Raw genomic sequence first — 15,144 nt, 5'->3', positions numbered from 1 at the left:
CGCCGCGATTTCAGATCGCATAGCTCTTAACACGTTGAATCGGCGTATAATTTTGTCGTAACAGTCTATTGGATGACGCCGCAGGAGAGTCTTTCACCGGCATCACCGGAGGGCTGGCTGCGATAATCATCCGAATTGGCGTGGACCATCAATGCGCGGCCGCGAATTCCGTCGGTCTTGCCGTCGAGCGTGACCTTGCTATCGAAGACCTGGGCTCTCAGCATACCGTCCTCTCCGACATACTGATTGGGCATATCGCCGGCGTGCGGACCCTTGGCGGCAAGGAGGCCGTGCTCGGCCTTCTCAGGGTTGAAGTGACCGCCGGCCGACTCGTGATGGGTCGCGGCATCGCAGCGGCCGGTCTCGTGAACATGGAAGGCCACCCATTTGTTGGCCGGCAGCCCCGATATCTCGACTTCGATCAGGACGCCACCACTGGCGGCAGCCGTCAGTTGCGCGCGGCCGTCCTCCTTGCCGTCCTTGCCGACGAAATTGGCGACCGCCGTCTGCTTGTCCTGAGCGCTCGCCGGCAATGCAACTGCAAGCAGGCTCAGGGCGGCGATGGTGCACATGGCTTTCATGGAGGTCTCCTTCCGTCCGGTTGTCCTTCTGAACGTGTCAGCCAGGAAGGTGTTCCTGATTAAGCACAAAGGACGCTCTATCCGTTGGATTAACGCATGATCCTTTGCTGATATCGATTCCGGTTTTCGGGTCATGCGCTGGGAACACAGGACTGGAAAAGCCGGCCAAACGGCCGGCTTGCAGATCGCCTGATTCGGGAGTGGCTCAGGCGACGGCGTTGAAGTCGAACTGGCCGTAAGTGTTGCGGTAAACATCGTCCGACCGATCGCCGGTCGTCGGCGCGGTCTGCTGCAAAGGATAGGGAACGGCGATACTGGCTGCCACGCCGCTGTCACGCGAGTCCATCATCAGCGCAATCAGGCTGCCGGAAAATTTCGGCTGCGTTTCGCTGGCCTTGTCCTCGTCCAGGAGTTCCTTGATGATGCCGGGCTTCTGATCGGCGGCGCGTTCGCCGCGGCTGAGGACACCATCGCCATTGGCATCAAGCCGCGAGAGCGTCGCCAGATATGCATATGAAGTGTCCGAAACGGATGTGGTGCTGGTCATACAAACCTCCATTCACCGCCTTTAGCCGGTGGTGTTTGTACGCAATACGAACGTGGAAAATCACTAATTGACTCGCTGGTTAAACTGATTTGCGCGGTGCGTCAATAAGTTGTTAACTTCTCATTAACGATGATTGACAACCGTTAACGCAATGCTTGGCTGCCAACCTTCCGTCGAGGTCAAATGAGGGGATCTCGCGGTATTTCAGCGATTTTTCACATATAAAACAAATGCCTAACGATCTGGCCTCGCTGCCGCACTGCAACCGAATATTAATCCCGTCCGACCAGAATGGGCGCCACAAGCCACTACCCAGACTTTCAGCTTATAAAAAAATCAATTTTATGTTCACTTTGGAAGGGTTTTCGATGTGATGAGGTACGTTCATCAGGTGAGGACGACCATTGCTGTCGCAGCCGCCCCGCAAGAGGCATCCCCATGAAAGCTGAAGCGCTCTTCTGGAAGCAATGCAGCCAGGCCGTCATGGCCGATGGATCGGTCGATGCGCGACGTTTGATGGAGCTTGTGATCGCGACCTACCGCGTCCATGAAAGCGACTATGACGAAATCGAGAGAAGCGCGGATACGCTGCTGAGAGAAAACCATGCGCTGAGAGGCAATATTTCCGCCCTCAGTCAGGCATTCGACGGACAGCAAAGGCTCTTCGAAATCATCCTCAACAACCTGCCGCTCGGTCTCAGCGTATTTGACGCGGACCAACGGCTGACACTTTCCAACATTCGCTTCGCTCAGCTTTTCGGCCTGACGCAGGACGATGTCGCTGCCGGCGCGACAATCGCCGATCTCACCGACAAAATGCGCGGCGCGGAGGGCGCCAGCGCCAAACCCGGCCGCCGGGTCGGGCGACATTCCTCTGCAACCACAAAACGCAGCAGTATCCGTCGGCGCGAATGGCTGATGGACGACGGCCGCATCATCCAGAGCATGGTGACCATCCTTGCCGACGGCAGCAACATCGCCATTCATGCCGATGTCACCGAGGATCGAAGGGCGGCCGAGCGCATCACCTATCTCGCCCATCACGACCCGCTGACCGGCCTCCCGAATCGCATCCATTTCCGCGAGCAGGTCGATGCGACGCTCATCGAGCGCAAGCCGGACGAGCAGATCGCCCTTGTTCACCTCAATCTCGACCGTTTCAAATCGATCAACAACACGATGGGCGTGTCAGTCGGCGACAAAATATTGCAGCAGGTCGCCCAGCGCATCCGAGCCTCGGCTGGTTCGGAGAATGCCTTGGCGCGCCTCGGCTCGGACGAGTTCGCCATCCTGCAGACAGGCAGACAGCAGCCGTGGAACGTGACTGCCCTTGCCGAGCAGATCCGCCGTGCGCTTTCCGAGCCATTCATCCACGGCGAGAAACAAGTGGAGCTCAGCGTCTCGATGGGGATCGCAGTCGCCCCGGGGGATGGCGAAGACACCGATATCCTCCTGAAGAATGCCGGCGTGGCGCTGTCGCATGCCAAGGCGGACGGGCGCAAGCGCGAGCGTTTCTTCGCAGGCGAGATGGAAGTGCAGATGCAGCTGCGCCATGCGCTGGAGGCCGACCTCAGAGCAGCCGTTGAAAAAGAAGAATTCGAGCTGCATTACCAGCCGCTCTATGACCTTTCGCAGCGGCGCATCTGCGGCTTCGAGGCTCTGATCCGCTGGAACCACCCGATCCGCGGCCGCGTTGCGCCGATGGATTTCATTCCGCTCGCCGAAGAGGTCGGCCTTATCGTCGATATCGGCCGCTGGGTTTTGCGCCAAGCCTGCAACGATGCAGCGCAATGGCCGGAGGATATCAAGGTCGCGGTCAACGTTTCGGCGATCCAGTTCAGCAGCAGCGACCTGACTGAGGACGTCAGCGAGGCGCTTGCCGCTGCTGCTGTATCGCCGTCGCGGCTTGAGCTCGAAATCACCGAGAGCGTGCTGATGGAAAATCTCAGCGAGGTGCTGCCGATCCTGCATGCGCTGAAGGAGCGCGGCATCCGCATCTCGATGGATGATTTCGGCACCGGCTATTCCTCGCTGAGCTATCTTTCGAGCTTCCCCTTCGACAAGATCAAGATCGACAAATCCTTCGTCAGCGACATCGTCGACAACAAGGAAGCGCATGCGATCATGCATGCAATCATCCTGCTTGGCGATGCGCTCGGCATGCGCGTTACCGTCGAAGGCGTCGAGACGGCCGCACAGCTGGCGCTGCTCGAATGCGAGGAATGCGACGAGATCCAGGGCTATCACATCAGTCCGCCGAGACCCGTGCGTGACGTGCCCCATCTTCTCTCCCTTCCGAAGAACGGCGGCAAGATGCATCTTCCCCGGGGCTGAGCCTCGATTGCGACTCGCACGGCAAGCCGCTACAAAATCGGCAGCGGTCAGCGAGCCTTCATTGTCGCGGGCTTTGACCGAGATCTCCGCTTCCGTTCCGGTGTTCTATCGACGGAAAACATTCTTCCTCATAACAGGTGGCGCAATGTTCGAGGCCGAAGCCTTCTCTCCTTATGAAACTCTCGCCGCAGCGCTGATCGCAGACGCTGCCGATGGCGACGACGGCTCGCACGACCTTGCCCATATCCTGCGCGTCTTCCGGAACGCCATGCGCATCCATGCTAGAGAAGGCGGCGACGGGCGGGTTCTTGCCGCTTCCGTGCTGCTGCACGACTGCGTCGCCGTCGAGAAGAATTCGCCGCTACGGGCAAAAGCGTCGGCCTTGGCGGCGGAAAAGGCATCGGCCATCCTGGCAGACCTCGGCTGGAGCCACGCGGATATCGAAGCCGCGGCTCACGCGATCACCGCGCATAGTTTCTCGGCCGGGGTGGTGGCGCAGACATTGGAGGCAAAGATCCTCCAGGACGCCGACCGGCTGGATGCGATCGGCATGGTCGGCGCCGCACGCTGCTTCTATATCGCCGGGCGACTGGGATCTGGACTCTATGATCCATTCGATCCGGCGGCAGCGAACCGCCCGCTCGATGACAAGCGTTATGCGATTGACCATTTCCAGACGAAGCTGTTCAAACTGGCGGACGGGTTCCAGACCGAGACCGGCCGCAGGCTGGCGGCCGATCGCGACCAAAGCCTGCGCGACTTCCTCCAGGCATTCATGGACGAGATCTAGGAGAACGGCATGCATATCAGCGACCTCTTCATCTACCCGCTCAAGAGCGCCCGCGGCCTTGCCCTGCCTTCGGCCGACATCGACGCCTATGGGCTTCCTGGCGACCGGCGAGCAATGATCACCGATGCGCACGGGCACTTCATCACCCAGCGCGAGTTGCCGGACCTCGCGCGTATCGAAGTACGACCGGAACCCGGCGTCTTTCGGCTGCTGATGCAGGGAAAACCGGAAATATCGGTACCGCCGCCTCAGCCTGAAAGCCGCATGGATGTGTCCGTCTGGAAATCAACTGTCAGCGCCGCCGTCGCCGATCCCGAGAGCAACCGTCAGCTTTCCGAATGGCTTGGCCGCGAGGTGCGGCTGGTCTTCTTCGACGGACAGGCCCGGCGGACTGCGAATGCCGAATGGGCCGGCGAAGGCACGCCGGTCACCTTTACCGACGGCTACCAGATCCTGGTGACGACGACCGGCTCGCTGAAGGCGCTGAATGCCGATCTCGCCGCCCATGGCGAAGGCAGCGTCGGCATGGAACGCTTCCGGCCGAACATCGTCATCGATATCGACGAGGCCTGGCCGGAGGACCGCTGGGCGGCGATCGAGATCGCCGGCATCCGCTTCGATCTCGTCAAACCCTGCTCGCGCTGCATCATGACGACGCAGGACCAGTTGACCGGCTCACGCGACGGGCCAAACCCGATGCCGGCCATGGGCCGCATCCGCATGTCGGCCGACAGACGTGTGCCCGGCCCGCTTTTCGGCTGGAACGTCACCCCACGCGGCAACGGCAGGATCATGATCGGCGACACAGTCAGCATTATAGAAGAGAGGCCGGAGGGCTGGGCGCTCAAGCGTCGCGTCGCAGCATGATGCGTGTCCTCAGGATCTGATGCGACAGGCTTTGGAAGCGTCAGACACGCGCGAGTGCCGCGTCGATCCCGGCCATGACATCGGCCGATAGCGGTCCCTTTTCCAGCGCGCCGGCATTTTCCTCCACCTGGGCGACGGTGCGGAAGCCCGGAATGGGCAGGGTGCGCGGCGACCTCGCCCAGAGCCAGCCAAGCGCCCCTTGCGTCAGCGTGCGGCCGCCCGATGTCAGGAGATCGCGGACGGCGTCGAGCCTTGCGGTAAATTCCGGGGCCATGCGCCCGTCCTTGAAATAAACCATCCAGTCGAGGGCTGCGCCCCGTACATCCTTGGCGCCGACCGCCTTGTCGGCGGTGAATTTGCCGGTTAGGAGGCCCATGGCCAGCGGACCGCGATTGATGGAGATCAGGCCCTTTCTCTCGATCACCGCGATCATCTCCGGCACCGGCTCGAAGACATTCATCGTATGCTGAACGGAGACATAGCCCTGACGGCCGGCATGGCGGGCAGCACGATCAGGAAAATCGGTGCTCCAACCGAACGCATCGATCTTGCCTTCGGCGCGCAACGCTTCCAGCGTGTCGAAGACTGCGTCCGATTGTGCCAGTGGAAAGTCATTGAGGTGGAACTGCAGAAGATCGAGGCGGTCGCGCTTGAGACGGCGCAGCGAGGTCTCGACCGAACGGCGGATGAAGGCTTCGTCGGCGAAAGCGCCGGTTGCCTGCTTGGTTTGCGAATCGGTGGCGAAGCCGAACTTGGTGGCGACGATAATATCGTCGCGATTGCCGATTGCCCGGCCGAGCACCTCCTCCGAATGGCCGGCGCCGTAGTTTGAAGCGGTGTCGAAGAAGCGGATGCCGAGTTCGATGGCGCGATGGATCGCTTCCACCGATTCATCGTCGTCGACGTCTCCCCAGCCGAGTGGTGTGTCGCCGGCGAAGAAGGGACCGCCGATCGCCCAGCATCCCATGCCGAGACGCGGAATTTCGCGGCCGTTCCAGAGCGTGATCGTCGTCGGGGTTGCGGTCTTGATCAGCATGAAATCCTCCTTGGTTGGCGTCTCCAAGACATAGGAAGGGCTCATATACGGGTAAACCGCCAAATCCGGAGGATGTTTTGCACCCGTAAAAAACGGCTGAAAACCGATCTCAGGCGGAGATCTGACCGGAAAGCGTCCGCAAAGCAGGATTGAGCGCCTTGAGTGCCGCCTGAACGAAGCCCTCGCGGGCTGCAACGGCCTCGATGCCTCGCGGTTCATAGACGTGGCGATGCAGAAAGAATCCCGTCAGACGAAACGCCGCCGCAAGGCTGTCGAAGTCGGCTGCATGGTTGCCTTCGATGCCGAGGAAGGGCGGCAGGAGCAGCATCTTGTCCGCCCAGGGGGCACCGGCGCTGCGGCTGACGGCGCGGCCGGATTTCGGCGAGACATAGGCGAGATCGGAACGGGCGCCGGTCGCGGCACATTCGGCCAGATCGAGACCGAAGCCGAGATCGTTCAGCACCGCAAGCTCGAAACGCACGAAGAGTTCGCCGGCATCGGCCGGGTTGTGCAGGTGATCGAGGATGACCTCCAGCGCATCGAAGAGATGCGGATGCGGGTCACGCTCCGGCAGCAGCCGCAGCAGCGCGCCCATCGCCTGAACGCCGTAGACGGCGGTCGCCGTTTCCATCAGGCGGGCGGCGCGCAACGTCACCGGCTCGACGCGAAATTCGCCGAGATGCTCGTCCAACCTGGCGCGCCAAAGGACCTCCACGGCATTGCCCACCTGCAGCACTGGCTGCATGGCGCGCGACCGGCCGGAACGAACCAGGCCGAGATGGCGGCCGCGATCACGCGTCATCACCTCGGCGATGACACTCGTCTCGCCGTGGCGCTTAACGCCCAGGATGATCGCATGGTCCTGCCACTGCATCGAAAGAAGTCCTTACGGCCGACGAATCCATCCTAGAGCATGATGCCGAAAACAGTGAGCGGTTTTCGGGCGACATCATGCTCCTGTCACGGAGCGCATCAGGCGACAGCCGGGAAAAGCCTCAGCAGGAATTCACGCATCGCCGTTTCGTCGAAAGGCTTCACCAAAAGCGGAATGTGCTGCAAGTCGGGCGGGAAATCGCCCGTATCGGAATAGCCGCTGACGAAGCCGAAGGGAATGCCAATATCGAGAAGATGGCGGGCAAATCCGAAGCTCATGCCCTCACCGAGATTGACGTCGAGAAGGGCGAAATCATATGTCTCCGCAGCGATAGCAGCCCTCGCCTGCTCCACACTGCCGACGATATCGATACTCTCGACGCCGGCCAGGCGCAGCATATCCTCCGCCTCCATCGCGATGATCAGACTGTCTTCAAGAACCAGAACACGGATTGCGCTCATGATTCCATGCCTCCCGTCGGGCGCCTGTCGCAGCGTCCCGGCTGTTTCGCCAACATCATTGCCTTCCGGTGCCCCGCATGGCACGCTATCGGTGAATTCCGCCACCATTTCTGAATAAACCACTTTTCTGCCCGGTCGATAAGAATCAAAATCGGAGGAAAGGCGACGACCGACCTTATTTTCCGAGCTGCTAATGCGCATTTAAAAAAGACATAGGGCCAAGTGTTAGATGAAGGGGCGTTTGCCCTCTCCGAGCCCTTCCCAGCCGGCAATGGCCATCAATTCCTCGCCGTTCAGAACCTCGCAGCCGCGCTCCTGCCAGCGGATCAACCGACGTTCACCGAGCTTTTTCAGGGTCTTGTTGGTGTGGACGATGGAAAGGCCGAGTGTATCGGCAATGTGCTGCTGGGTGATGGGGATGAATTTGCGGCCGTTGAAGAGATTAAGCTTCCGGCCACGCTCAAACAGGAAAGCGATCAGGTAGGCTGCTCTTTCCAGCGCCGTGCGGCGGCCGATGCTGAGCAGGTGTTCATCGAGAATACGCTCCTCGCGCGCAGCGATCCAGGTGATGTCGAAGGCGAGCGAGGGGTGTTTGTTGTAGAGCGTCATCAGTCTGTCACGCTCGAAAACACAAAGAGATACCGGCGAAAGCGCTTCGACGGAATGCTGCATCTCGCCGGCGATCGTTCCCTGCAGGCCGATCAGATCGCCTGGCATGATATAATTCAGAATCTGGCGGCGCCCATCCTCCAGCATCTTGTAGCGAAAGCCCCAACCAGCAAGCACGGTGAAGAGATGAGCGCTGTGTGCGCCCTCGACGAGGATAGTGGAGCCGGCATCGACGGCAAGCTCACCCCTCTTGAAGCTCGAGACGAATTCCAGCTCGTCGCGGCTGAATTCCCTGAAATGCGGCAGGGGCCGCAAGGGACATTGCTGGCAAGGGGTCTTGAAAGAATTGACCGATCTCGACGTCACCATGTTTGCCCTTGCCGTCGCAAAACCGACGCACCATCGCTTGCACGCCGTTCATTCAGGAATGCGAAAGCCACAAATTTGTTCCGTGAGCAAAGCGATTTTTTTATGCGGAAACAACGGTCTGGCGCCTGGCCGACGAAATCCTTGCCGTGCTTATTTCGGGAAATCGAGACCCATTTCGCGGAACCGCTCGGGATCATCACCCCAATTCTCGCGAACCTTGACGAACAGGAAGAGATGGACCGGCTGCTCGAGGATCTCCGACAATTCCTTGCGCGACGCAGTCGAGATCGCCTTGATGGTTTCACCACCCTTGCCGAGCGCGATCTTCTTCTGGCTGTCGCGCTCGAGATAGATCACCTGCTCGATCCGCACCGAGCCGTCCTTGCGCTCTTCCCACTTTTCGGTCTCGACATGCGAGGCGTAGGGAAGCTCCTGGTGCAGGCGCAGAAACAGCTTCTCGCGGGTGATCTCGGCGGCGAGCTGGCGCATCGGCAGATCGGAGATCTGGTCTTCCGGATAGTACCACGGCCCTTCCGGCAGCGTGGCGGCCAGATAGTCCATGAGATCGTCGCAGCCGGAGCCGTTTTCGGCTGATATCATGAAGGTACGATCGAAGGCGATCTTCTCGTTGGCAGCGGCCGCGAGTGCCAGCAGATCCTCACGGTTGACGCGGTCGATCTTGTTGAGCAGCAGGATTTTGGGCTGCCGGACCTCCTTGAGGCCTTCGAGGATGGCTTCGGCATCGCCGCGCAGGCCGCGCTCGCTGTCGATCAGCAGTACGATCAGATCGGCATCCCTCGCACCGCCCCAGGCCGAGGTCACCATGGCGCGGTCGAGCCGGCGGCGTGGCTTGAAGATGCCGGGCGTGTCCATGAAGACGATCTGGGCGTTGTCATGGATCGCGATACCGCGGACGATGGCACGCGTCGTCTGCACCTTATGGCTGACGATCGAGACCTTGGCGCCGACGAGGCGGTTCACCAGCGTCGACTTACCGGCGTTGGTCGGCCCGATCAGCGCAACGAAGCCCGAATGCGTCGGACGATTGGTTTCTGCAGCAGCTTCGGCCGCGATATCTTCTTCTTGTGTCATTGTCCCGTCAGTTTCCGGCAGGCGATTGCTGCCAAATGCCTTCGCGCTCAAGCATCTTCGTCGCCGCAACCTGTTCGGCGGCGCGCTTCGACCGCTCTACGCCGGTTTCCGGCTTTATGCCAGCAACTTCCACCGTCACCTTGAAACGCGGATCATGATCCGGTCCGCTGCGTTCATCAACCCGGTAGTTGGGCGTGACGCCGAATTTGGCGTGCGACCATTCCTGCAGCTCGGTTTTGGCGTCCCGCTTGGCGCCATCGGCCCTGACCGCCCTGCCCTGCCAGTAGCGCAGGATGAAGCGGCGGGCAACTTCGAGGCCGCCGTCGAGATAGATCGCGGCGATCAGGCTTTCGACGACGTCGGCGCGCACGTTCATCATCCGCTTGCCGGTCAATTTCTTCACATCGGCGCCGGTACGGATATAGAGGTGAAGACTGAGTTCGTCGGCGACGGCAGCGCAGGTTTCAGCGCTGACGAGCTGGTTGAGGCGAACCGAGAGCTCGCCTTCCGCCGCCGCACCGAAGGTGCGAAACAGAAGCTCGGCGATGCAGAGGCCGAGCACCCTGTCGCCGAGGAATTCCAGCCGTTCGTAATTGCCGCCCTTTTCGGTGCGGGCGCTGGCATGGGTCAGCGCCCGATCCAGGCGTTCCTTTTCGGCGAAGTCGTGACCGATCAGGCCTTCAAGCTTTGCGCGGTCGGCCGCAGAAAGCGTCTGCGCCTTGCTCATTCAACAACCTTGAAGAGGCGGTCCCAGCGCATATTCGTCGGCCACTTCCAGATTTCGCGGAAGGAGGTGTCGTTGCCGAGTGAGAAGAAGATGACGCTGGCGCGGCCGACAAGATTTTCTGCAGGCACGAAGCCGACGTCGAAACGGCTGTCGAGCGAGTTGTCGCGGTTGTCGCCCATCATGAAATAATGGCCTTCCGGCACGATGAATTCACGGGTGTTATCGCCGCGCGACACGGGAGATTGATCGAGCGTATCGTAGGTCTTGCCGCTGTCGAGCGTTTCGCGGAAGACCGGTACGTCGGCGCCCGGATCGAGTTTGTAATCCGACGTGAAGGTACCGTCAGCCACCTTCGGAACCGGCTTGCCATTGACGTAGAGCACGCCGTCGGTAACCTGGATATGGTCGCCCGGCAGGCCAATGCAACGCTTGATGTAATCGACTTCAGGGTTTGGCGGGAAGCGGAAAACGACGATGTCGCCACGCTTCGGATCGGAGCCGAACAGGCGGCCGCTGAAGATATCGGGCGAGAAGGGCAGCGAATATTTCGAATAGCCGTAAGCGAACTTATTGACGAAGATGTAGTCGCCGACGAGCAGCGTCGGCATCATCGAACCGGACGGAATGGTAAAGGGCTGGAACAGCACCGTTCGGATCACCATCGCCAAAATCAGCGCCTGGATGATGACTTTGATATTTTCCCAGAGGGCGTTCGGCTTGGTTTCGACTTTTTCGGACACGCAGTCTTATTCCTTCAAGACGCCGCGGCGGCGCAATTTTTCTGTCGTTCTCTTAGAGCATGATGCCGAAAAGTGTCAGCGGTTTTCTTATGACATCATGCTCTAATTCTTTAATCGAGAACAGGATTCAGATTTTGGGCCGGCCCGGCCTAAAATCGCCCTGTTCTAGCGACTTCGGCCGGTTGCGGCAATGGCGACAACATCAAAAGCGACGAGAGGTCGCGATCAACATCTCCCGAGGTCGCGATCAACAGCTCCCGAGGTCGCGATCAGAGGCTCTCGGGCAACGCCTCGATAATCACGAAGGCCTGCGCCAAGGGATAATCATCCGTTATTGTCAAATGAATGGCGGGCCTATGGCCTGCGGGCAGCATCGATTCGAGGATCAGGGCGGCGGCGCCCGATAAAACCATGGTCGGCTTGCCGCTCGGCAAGTTGACGACGCCCATGTCCTTCCAGAAGACCCCCTGGGCTATGCCGGTACCGAGCGCCTTGGAACAGGCCTCCTTGGCGGCGAAACGCTTGGCATAGGATGCACCACGATTTGCCCGGCGGTCGGAACGCGCGCGCTCGATCTCGGTGAAGCAGCGACGGGTGAAGCGCTCGCCAAAGCGTTCGATGGATTTCTCGACGCGGCGAATGTCGATCAGATCGCTGCCAATGCCGATGATCATGCCGGAACCTTCCGTCGCTTAAGCATTCTTGATCAGGCTCATACGCTCGGCATGTCGCCGGCCGGGCTGGCTAGGCGCAATCGCGCCCGCTCCAACAGCCGTGTGTGGCGGCGCGTCTGGAAACCCTTCACGGTGTAGAACGTCAGCGCATAGAGCGCAACGGAGGTGACGATCCCGGGCGGAATGGCGCCAACGAGCATCGGTTCGAGCACCGGCCTCCACAGTTCGGAAAAGTTCAGCTTGTGAAAGAGGGCAGCCAGATCAACGGTCTGACCCGCCAGATGATCCTCACGGCTCAACAGCAGATGCCCGATCTCCCAGGTGATGCCCCAGATGAAGGGATAGGTCAGCGGATTGCCGAAAGCGGCGCAGCCGAGGGCGGCGGCCACCATACTGCCGGAGAGGAAATAGGTGATGACAAAAGCCATGACGAAATGCACGCCAATGAACGGCGTCCACGAGACGAAGACACCCGCAGCGACGCCGGCCGCAACCGCATGCGGCGAAGCGCTGAGGCGCAGGATGCGCATTGTCAGATAACGGATCGGGCGAAGGAAACCTTTGCGGGGCCATAAAAGCTCTCGCATCTTTTCCTTGAATCCCGCGGGCTTGCGACGGCGAAACAACATGGCCGGTATTTAGTGCAGCGCACATGACCATGACAAGAGCGGCAGTTGATACCGCGTAAAAAACAGCTCAGTTCTCTTCGCGGTGAGGAGCTTCTTCATGCCAAGGGGCGTCCGTCATGCATAACGTCCCTCACTCGTCTCAAGTATAAAGTTCAGTATCAGCGCGTGCGGAACAGACCGCGGTCGACCTGGCGCTGACGAAACTCGAGATCGATACGATCGAGCGAGCCATTGAGATATGCCATTTCACGTTCCTGCGTGGTCGGAGCGCGGAAGGCACGGGCGAATTTCTTGATGGGGTCAAACATTTCTTGTCTCATCTTCTGTTTGCGTTTCGATGACCAGAAGATAGGCTCGGCACAAGTTAATTACTACAGCCGCAACATGGAGACAGCCATGCATTTAGCGCATTGCTTGCCTTTTTAACGCTCCACCTTGACCACGGAACGATCATAAAATGTGCAATTTTGCGCTCAAAGCCCTGAGGGCTTAACAAAGAGCCTACTCATAAAGCCGCCGAACCGTGGCGATGCAGTCCAGTTCCTTCATCTGAGCGAGCAGTTGATTGAGCTGACGGAGGTCCCAGACCTCGACCTCGAGCATCATCTCGGTGAAATCCGCCGCTACCCGCACGGTATTTAGCAAACGGATATTGACGTCGAGGCCTGCAACCGTCTGGGCGACCTTGGCAAGCGTGCCGGGCTCGTTCAACCCATTCACCATGATGCGCGCCATGAAACGCGACTTGTTGGCTTCGTCGAGGTCCCAGCGGACGTCGATCCAACGGTCGGGCTGATCGTCGAAGCGCTGCAGGCTCGGCGACTGGATCGGATAGATGGTGATGCCCTTGCCCTGGTCCATGATGCCGACGATGCGATCGCCGGGCACCGCGCCTGTTGACGCGAACTTGACGTCGACATTGCCGGACAGGCCGCGGATCGGCCCGATATCGGCGTCGGTGTCGATTTCCGAATGGCCGCCATCAGGCCCGGGCTTGGTCTTGCCGGGGATCTTGAAGATCATGCCGGCAGCACTGCGGACATTGAACCAGCCGTCGTCGCCGGAGGGCCTCACGGTGACGCGCTCATCCTGATGGTCGGGATAGACGGCGCGCAGCACGTCGAGCGAAGACATCTCGCCGCGGCCGACGGCAGCGATCGCATCCTCGACTTCCTTCTGGCCGAGGCGGTGCAGCGCCGGCTTCATCGCCTCGCGGGAGAAAATCTTGCCGGCCCTGTCGAAGGTGCGTTCGAGTATGCGGTGGCCGAGGCCGGCATATTGCTTGCGGATCGCCATGCGGGTGGCGCGGCGGATGGCGGCGCGCGCTTTGCCGGTGACGACGATCTCCTCCCAGGCTGCGGGTGGAACCTGCACGCCGGAGCGGATGATCTCGACCTCATCGCCATTCGCAAGCCGCGTCACCAGCGGCATGATCCGGCCGTTGATCTTGGCGCCCACCGTGGTATCGCCGATATTGGTGTGCACCGCATAGGCAAAATCGATCGGCGTGGCGCCACGCGGCAGGGCAATCAGCTTCCCCTTCGGCGTGAAGCAGAAGACTTGATCCTGGAAGAGTTCGAGCTTGGTGTGCTCGAGGAATTCTTCCGGGCTGTCGCCCTCGGCGAGCGCTTCGATCGTATGGCGCAGCCAGGAATAGGCATTGGATTCGCGAGACAGGATGTCGCCGTCGGCATTGGTGGCGCCGTCCTTATAGAGCGTGTGGGCGGCGATACCGAATTCGGCGATCTCATGCATGCGCTTGGTGCGGATCTGCAGTTCGATCCGCTGGCTGGAAGGACCGACGATGGTGGTGTGCAGGGAACGATAATCGTTCTGCTTCGGCGTCGAGATATAGTCCTTGAAGCGGCCAGGCACGACGCGCCAGCGGGTGTGAACGATGCCGAGTGCCCGATAGCAGGAGGGGATGTCCTCGACGATCAACCGGAAGCCGTAGACATCGGAAAGCTGTTCGAAGGAAAGCGACTTCGACTGCATCTTGCGGAAGACCGAATAGGGCTTCTTCTGCCGGCCCTTGACATAGGCGCTGGTCAGGCCGCTTGCGACCAGCAGGTCACGCAGTTCGGCCTCAATCTTCTTGACAATGCCTTCATTGCGCTTGGAGAGCTCTTCCAGCCTTTTGGTGACGGTGTCGTAGGCTTCCGGGTTCATATGCCGGAAGGAGAGTTCCTCCAACTCCTCGCGCATGTCCTGCATGCCCATGCGGCCGGCGAGCGGCGCATAGATTTCCATCGTCTCCTCGGAGATGCGGGCCCGCTTGTCGGCCGACATGTGATCGAGGGTGCGCATATTGTGCAGACGGTCGGCAAGCTTGACGAGCAGCACGCGCACATCGTCGGAAATGGCCAGCAGCAGCTTGCGCAGGTTTTCCGCCTGCTTGGCTTTCTTGGTAACGAGGTCGAGCTTCTTGATCTTCGTCAGACCCTCGACCAGGCGGCCGATATCCTCGCCGAAGAGTTCGTCGATCTCGGCGCGCGTCGCCGTCGTATCCTCGATCGTATCGTGCAGCAGGGCAACCGCGATCGTCGATTCGTCGAGGTGCATGTCGGTGAGGATGGCGGCGACTTCGAGCGGATGGGAAATATAGGGATCGCCGCTCGCGCGCTTTTGCTGGCCATGTTTCTGCATGGCGTAGACATAGGCTTTGTTCAGCAGTGCTTCATTGGCATCGGGCTTGTATTGCTGAACCCGCTCCACGAGCTCGTACTGCCGCATCATTCCAAAGCCACTCCGATAAAAATAAAAGCGCGCCAATCAACGATTGGCGCACACATGGGCAATAATATGCCTAAGCAA

The 15,144-nt window shown here is 60.1% G+C and carries 16 protein-coding genes; 3 read left to right on the top strand and 13 right to left on the bottom strand.

Annotation, left to right across the window (positions count from 1 at the left end; genetic code table 11):
* Positions 1 to 65 precede the first annotated feature (65 nt).
* Both HJB89_RS09205 and HJB89_RS09200 read right to left on the bottom strand, forming a co-directional pair.
* The gene (locus HJB89_RS09205; RefSeq protein WP_207583623.1) at positions 66 to 581 is read right to left on the bottom strand and encodes a superoxide dismutase family protein; all 516 of its coding nucleotides are present in this window, start codon (positions 579 to 581) and stop codon (positions 66 to 68) included.
* 205 nt (positions 582 to 786) lie between these two features.
* Complete coding sequence (locus HJB89_RS09200; protein WP_207583622.1) at positions 787 to 1,140, bottom strand: hypothetical protein; 354 nt, start codon at positions 1,138 to 1,140, stop codon at positions 787 to 789.
* A gap of 426 nt (positions 1,141 to 1,566) precedes the next feature.
* Between HJB89_RS09200 and HJB89_RS09195 the strand changes: the two genes are divergently transcribed.
* The 3 genes from HJB89_RS09195 to HJB89_RS09185 all read left to right on the top strand — a co-directional run bounded on the left by HJB89_RS09195 (position 1,567) and on the right by HJB89_RS09185 (position 5,119).
* Positions 1,567 to 3,462 (top strand): bifunctional diguanylate cyclase/phosphodiesterase, encoded by a 1,896-nt coding sequence (locus HJB89_RS09195; protein ID WP_221131486.1) that lies wholly within the window; start codon positions 1,567 to 1,569, stop codon positions 3,460 to 3,462.
* Positions 3,463 to 3,607: 145 nt separating this feature from the next.
* Positions 3,608 to 4,252 carry an HD domain-containing protein gene (locus tag HJB89_RS09190; protein WP_221115292.1) on the top strand — a complete coding sequence of 215 codons (645 nt, stop codon included), beginning with the start codon at positions 3,608 to 3,610 and terminating at the stop codon, positions 4,250 to 4,252.
* A gap of 9 nt (positions 4,253 to 4,261) precedes the next feature.
* Positions 4,262 to 5,119 carry an MOSC domain-containing protein gene (locus tag HJB89_RS09185; protein ID WP_207583619.1) on the top strand — a complete coding sequence of 286 codons (858 nt, stop codon included), beginning with the start codon at positions 4,262 to 4,264 and terminating at the stop codon, positions 5,117 to 5,119.
* A 40-nt stretch (positions 5,120 to 5,159) separates the two neighbouring features.
* Here the strand turns inward: HJB89_RS09185 and HJB89_RS09180 are convergent, their stop codons facing one another.
* The 11 genes from HJB89_RS09180 to HJB89_RS09130 all read right to left on the bottom strand — a co-directional run bounded on the left by HJB89_RS09180 (position 5,160) and on the right by HJB89_RS09130 (position 15,066).
* Positions 5,160 to 6,155 carry an aldo/keto reductase gene (locus tag HJB89_RS09180; protein WP_207583618.1) on the bottom strand — a complete coding sequence of 332 codons (996 nt, stop codon included), beginning with the start codon at positions 6,153 to 6,155 and terminating at the stop codon, positions 5,160 to 5,162.
* A 109-nt stretch (positions 6,156 to 6,264) separates the two neighbouring features.
* Entirely contained in the window at positions 6,265 to 7,029 is a 765-nt protein-coding gene (gene recO / locus HJB89_RS09175; protein ID WP_207583617.1) for a DNA repair protein RecO, read from the bottom strand.
* A 98-nt stretch (positions 7,030 to 7,127) separates the two neighbouring features.
* Entirely contained in the window at positions 7,128 to 7,613 is a 486-nt protein-coding gene (locus HJB89_RS09170) for a hypothetical protein (protein WP_207583616.1), read from the bottom strand.
* A 102-nt stretch (positions 7,614 to 7,715) separates the two neighbouring features.
* Complete coding sequence (locus tag HJB89_RS09165) at positions 7,716 to 8,468, bottom strand: Crp/Fnr family transcriptional regulator (RefSeq protein WP_207583615.1); 753 nt, start codon at positions 8,466 to 8,468, stop codon at positions 7,716 to 7,718.
* Positions 8,469 to 8,618: 150 nt separating this feature from the next.
* The gene (gene era, locus HJB89_RS09160) at positions 8,619 to 9,560 is read right to left on the bottom strand and encodes a GTPase Era (RefSeq protein WP_164008604.1); all 942 of its coding nucleotides are present in this window, start codon (positions 9,558 to 9,560) and stop codon (positions 8,619 to 8,621) included.
* Between the two features lie 7 nt (positions 9,561 to 9,567).
* Entirely contained in the window at positions 9,568 to 10,287 is a 720-nt protein-coding gene (rnc, locus tag HJB89_RS09155) for a ribonuclease III (protein ID WP_207583614.1), read from the bottom strand.
* Complete coding sequence (gene lepB / locus HJB89_RS09150; protein WP_207583613.1) at positions 10,284 to 11,027, bottom strand: signal peptidase I; 744 nt, start codon at positions 11,025 to 11,027, stop codon at positions 10,284 to 10,286. Before lepB ends, rnc begins: the two co-directional genes overlap by 4 nt.
* 269 nt (positions 11,028 to 11,296) lie before the next feature.
* Complete coding sequence (gene acpS / locus HJB89_RS09145; RefSeq protein WP_007626522.1) at positions 11,297 to 11,701, bottom strand: holo-ACP synthase; 405 nt, start codon at positions 11,699 to 11,701, stop codon at positions 11,297 to 11,299.
* A 38-nt stretch (positions 11,702 to 11,739) separates the two neighbouring features.
* Positions 11,740 to 12,330 carry a DUF2062 domain-containing protein gene (locus HJB89_RS09140; protein WP_164008596.1) on the bottom strand — a complete coding sequence of 197 codons (591 nt, stop codon included), beginning with the start codon at positions 12,328 to 12,330 and terminating at the stop codon, positions 11,740 to 11,742.
* Positions 12,331 to 12,488: 158 nt separating this feature from the next.
* Entirely contained in the window at positions 12,489 to 12,638 is a 150-nt protein-coding gene (locus HJB89_RS09135; protein ID WP_207583611.1) for a DUF3563 family protein, read from the bottom strand.
* Between the two features lie 193 nt (positions 12,639 to 12,831).
* On the bottom strand, positions 12,832 to 15,066 hold the full coding sequence (locus tag HJB89_RS09130) for a bifunctional (p)ppGpp synthetase/guanosine-3',5'-bis(diphosphate) 3'-pyrophosphohydrolase (protein ID WP_207583610.1): 2,235 nt from the start codon (positions 15,064 to 15,066) through the stop codon (positions 12,832 to 12,834).
* Positions 15,067 to 15,144 lie beyond the last annotated feature (78 nt).

It is taken from the genome of Rhizobium sp. NZLR8, from assembly GCF_019685025.1.
In the GTDB taxonomy this organism is placed as follows: domain Bacteria; phylum Pseudomonadota; class Alphaproteobacteria; order Rhizobiales; family Rhizobiaceae; genus Rhizobium.
The sequence above is the reverse complement of the archived record's forward strand: the minus strand, read 5'-3'. Positions and strand labels throughout refer to the sequence as shown.

What these genes read in the sequence shown, in the direction of transcription:
- HJB89_RS09205 (WP_207583623.1), bottom strand. Translation starts at nt 581, where the DNA reads ATGAAAGCCATGTGCACCATCGCCGCCCTGAGCCTGCTTGCAGTTGCA.
- HJB89_RS09200 (WP_207583622.1), bottom strand. Translation starts at nt 1,140, where the DNA reads ATGGAGGTTTGTATGACCAGCACCACATCCGTTTCGGACACTTCATAT.
- HJB89_RS09195 (WP_221131486.1), top strand. Translation starts at nt 1,567, where the DNA reads ATGAAAGCTGAAGCGCTCTTCTGGAAGCAATGCAGCCAGGCCGTCATG.
- HJB89_RS09190 (WP_221115292.1), top strand. Translation starts at nt 3,608, where the DNA reads ATGTTCGAGGCCGAAGCCTTCTCTCCTTATGAAACTCTCGCCGCAGCG.
- HJB89_RS09185 (WP_207583619.1), top strand. Translation starts at nt 4,262, where the DNA reads ATGCATATCAGCGACCTCTTCATCTACCCGCTCAAGAGCGCCCGCGGC.
- HJB89_RS09180 (WP_207583618.1), bottom strand. Translation starts at nt 6,155, where the DNA reads ATGCTGATCAAGACCGCAACCCCGACGACGATCACGCTCTGGAACGGC.
- recO (WP_207583617.1), bottom strand. Translation starts at nt 7,029, where the DNA reads ATGCAGTGGCAGGACCATGCGATCATCCTGGGCGTTAAGCGCCACGGC.
- HJB89_RS09165 (WP_207583615.1), bottom strand. Translation starts at nt 8,468, where the DNA reads ATGGTGACGTCGAGATCGGTCAATTCTTTCAAGACCCCTTGCCAGCAA.
- era (WP_164008604.1), bottom strand. Translation starts at nt 9,560, where the DNA reads ATGACACAAGAAGAAGATATCGCGGCCGAAGCTGCTGCAGAAACCAAT.
- rnc (WP_207583614.1), bottom strand. Translation starts at nt 10,287, where the DNA reads ATGAGCAAGGCGCAGACGCTTTCTGCGGCCGACCGCGCAAAGCTTGAA.
- acpS (WP_007626522.1), bottom strand. Translation starts at nt 11,701, where the DNA reads ATGATCATCGGCATTGGCAGCGATCTGATCGACATTCGCCGCGTCGAG.
- HJB89_RS09140 (WP_164008596.1), bottom strand. Translation starts at nt 12,330, where the DNA reads ATGTTGTTTCGCCGTCGCAAGCCCGCGGGATTCAAGGAAAAGATGCGA.
- HJB89_RS09135 (WP_207583611.1), bottom strand. Translation starts at nt 12,638, where the DNA reads ATGTTTGACCCCATCAAGAAATTCGCCCGTGCCTTCCGCGCTCCGACC.
- HJB89_RS09130 (WP_207583610.1), bottom strand. Translation starts at nt 15,066, where the DNA reads ATGATGCGGCAGTACGAGCTCGTGGAGCGGGTTCAGCAATACAAGCCC.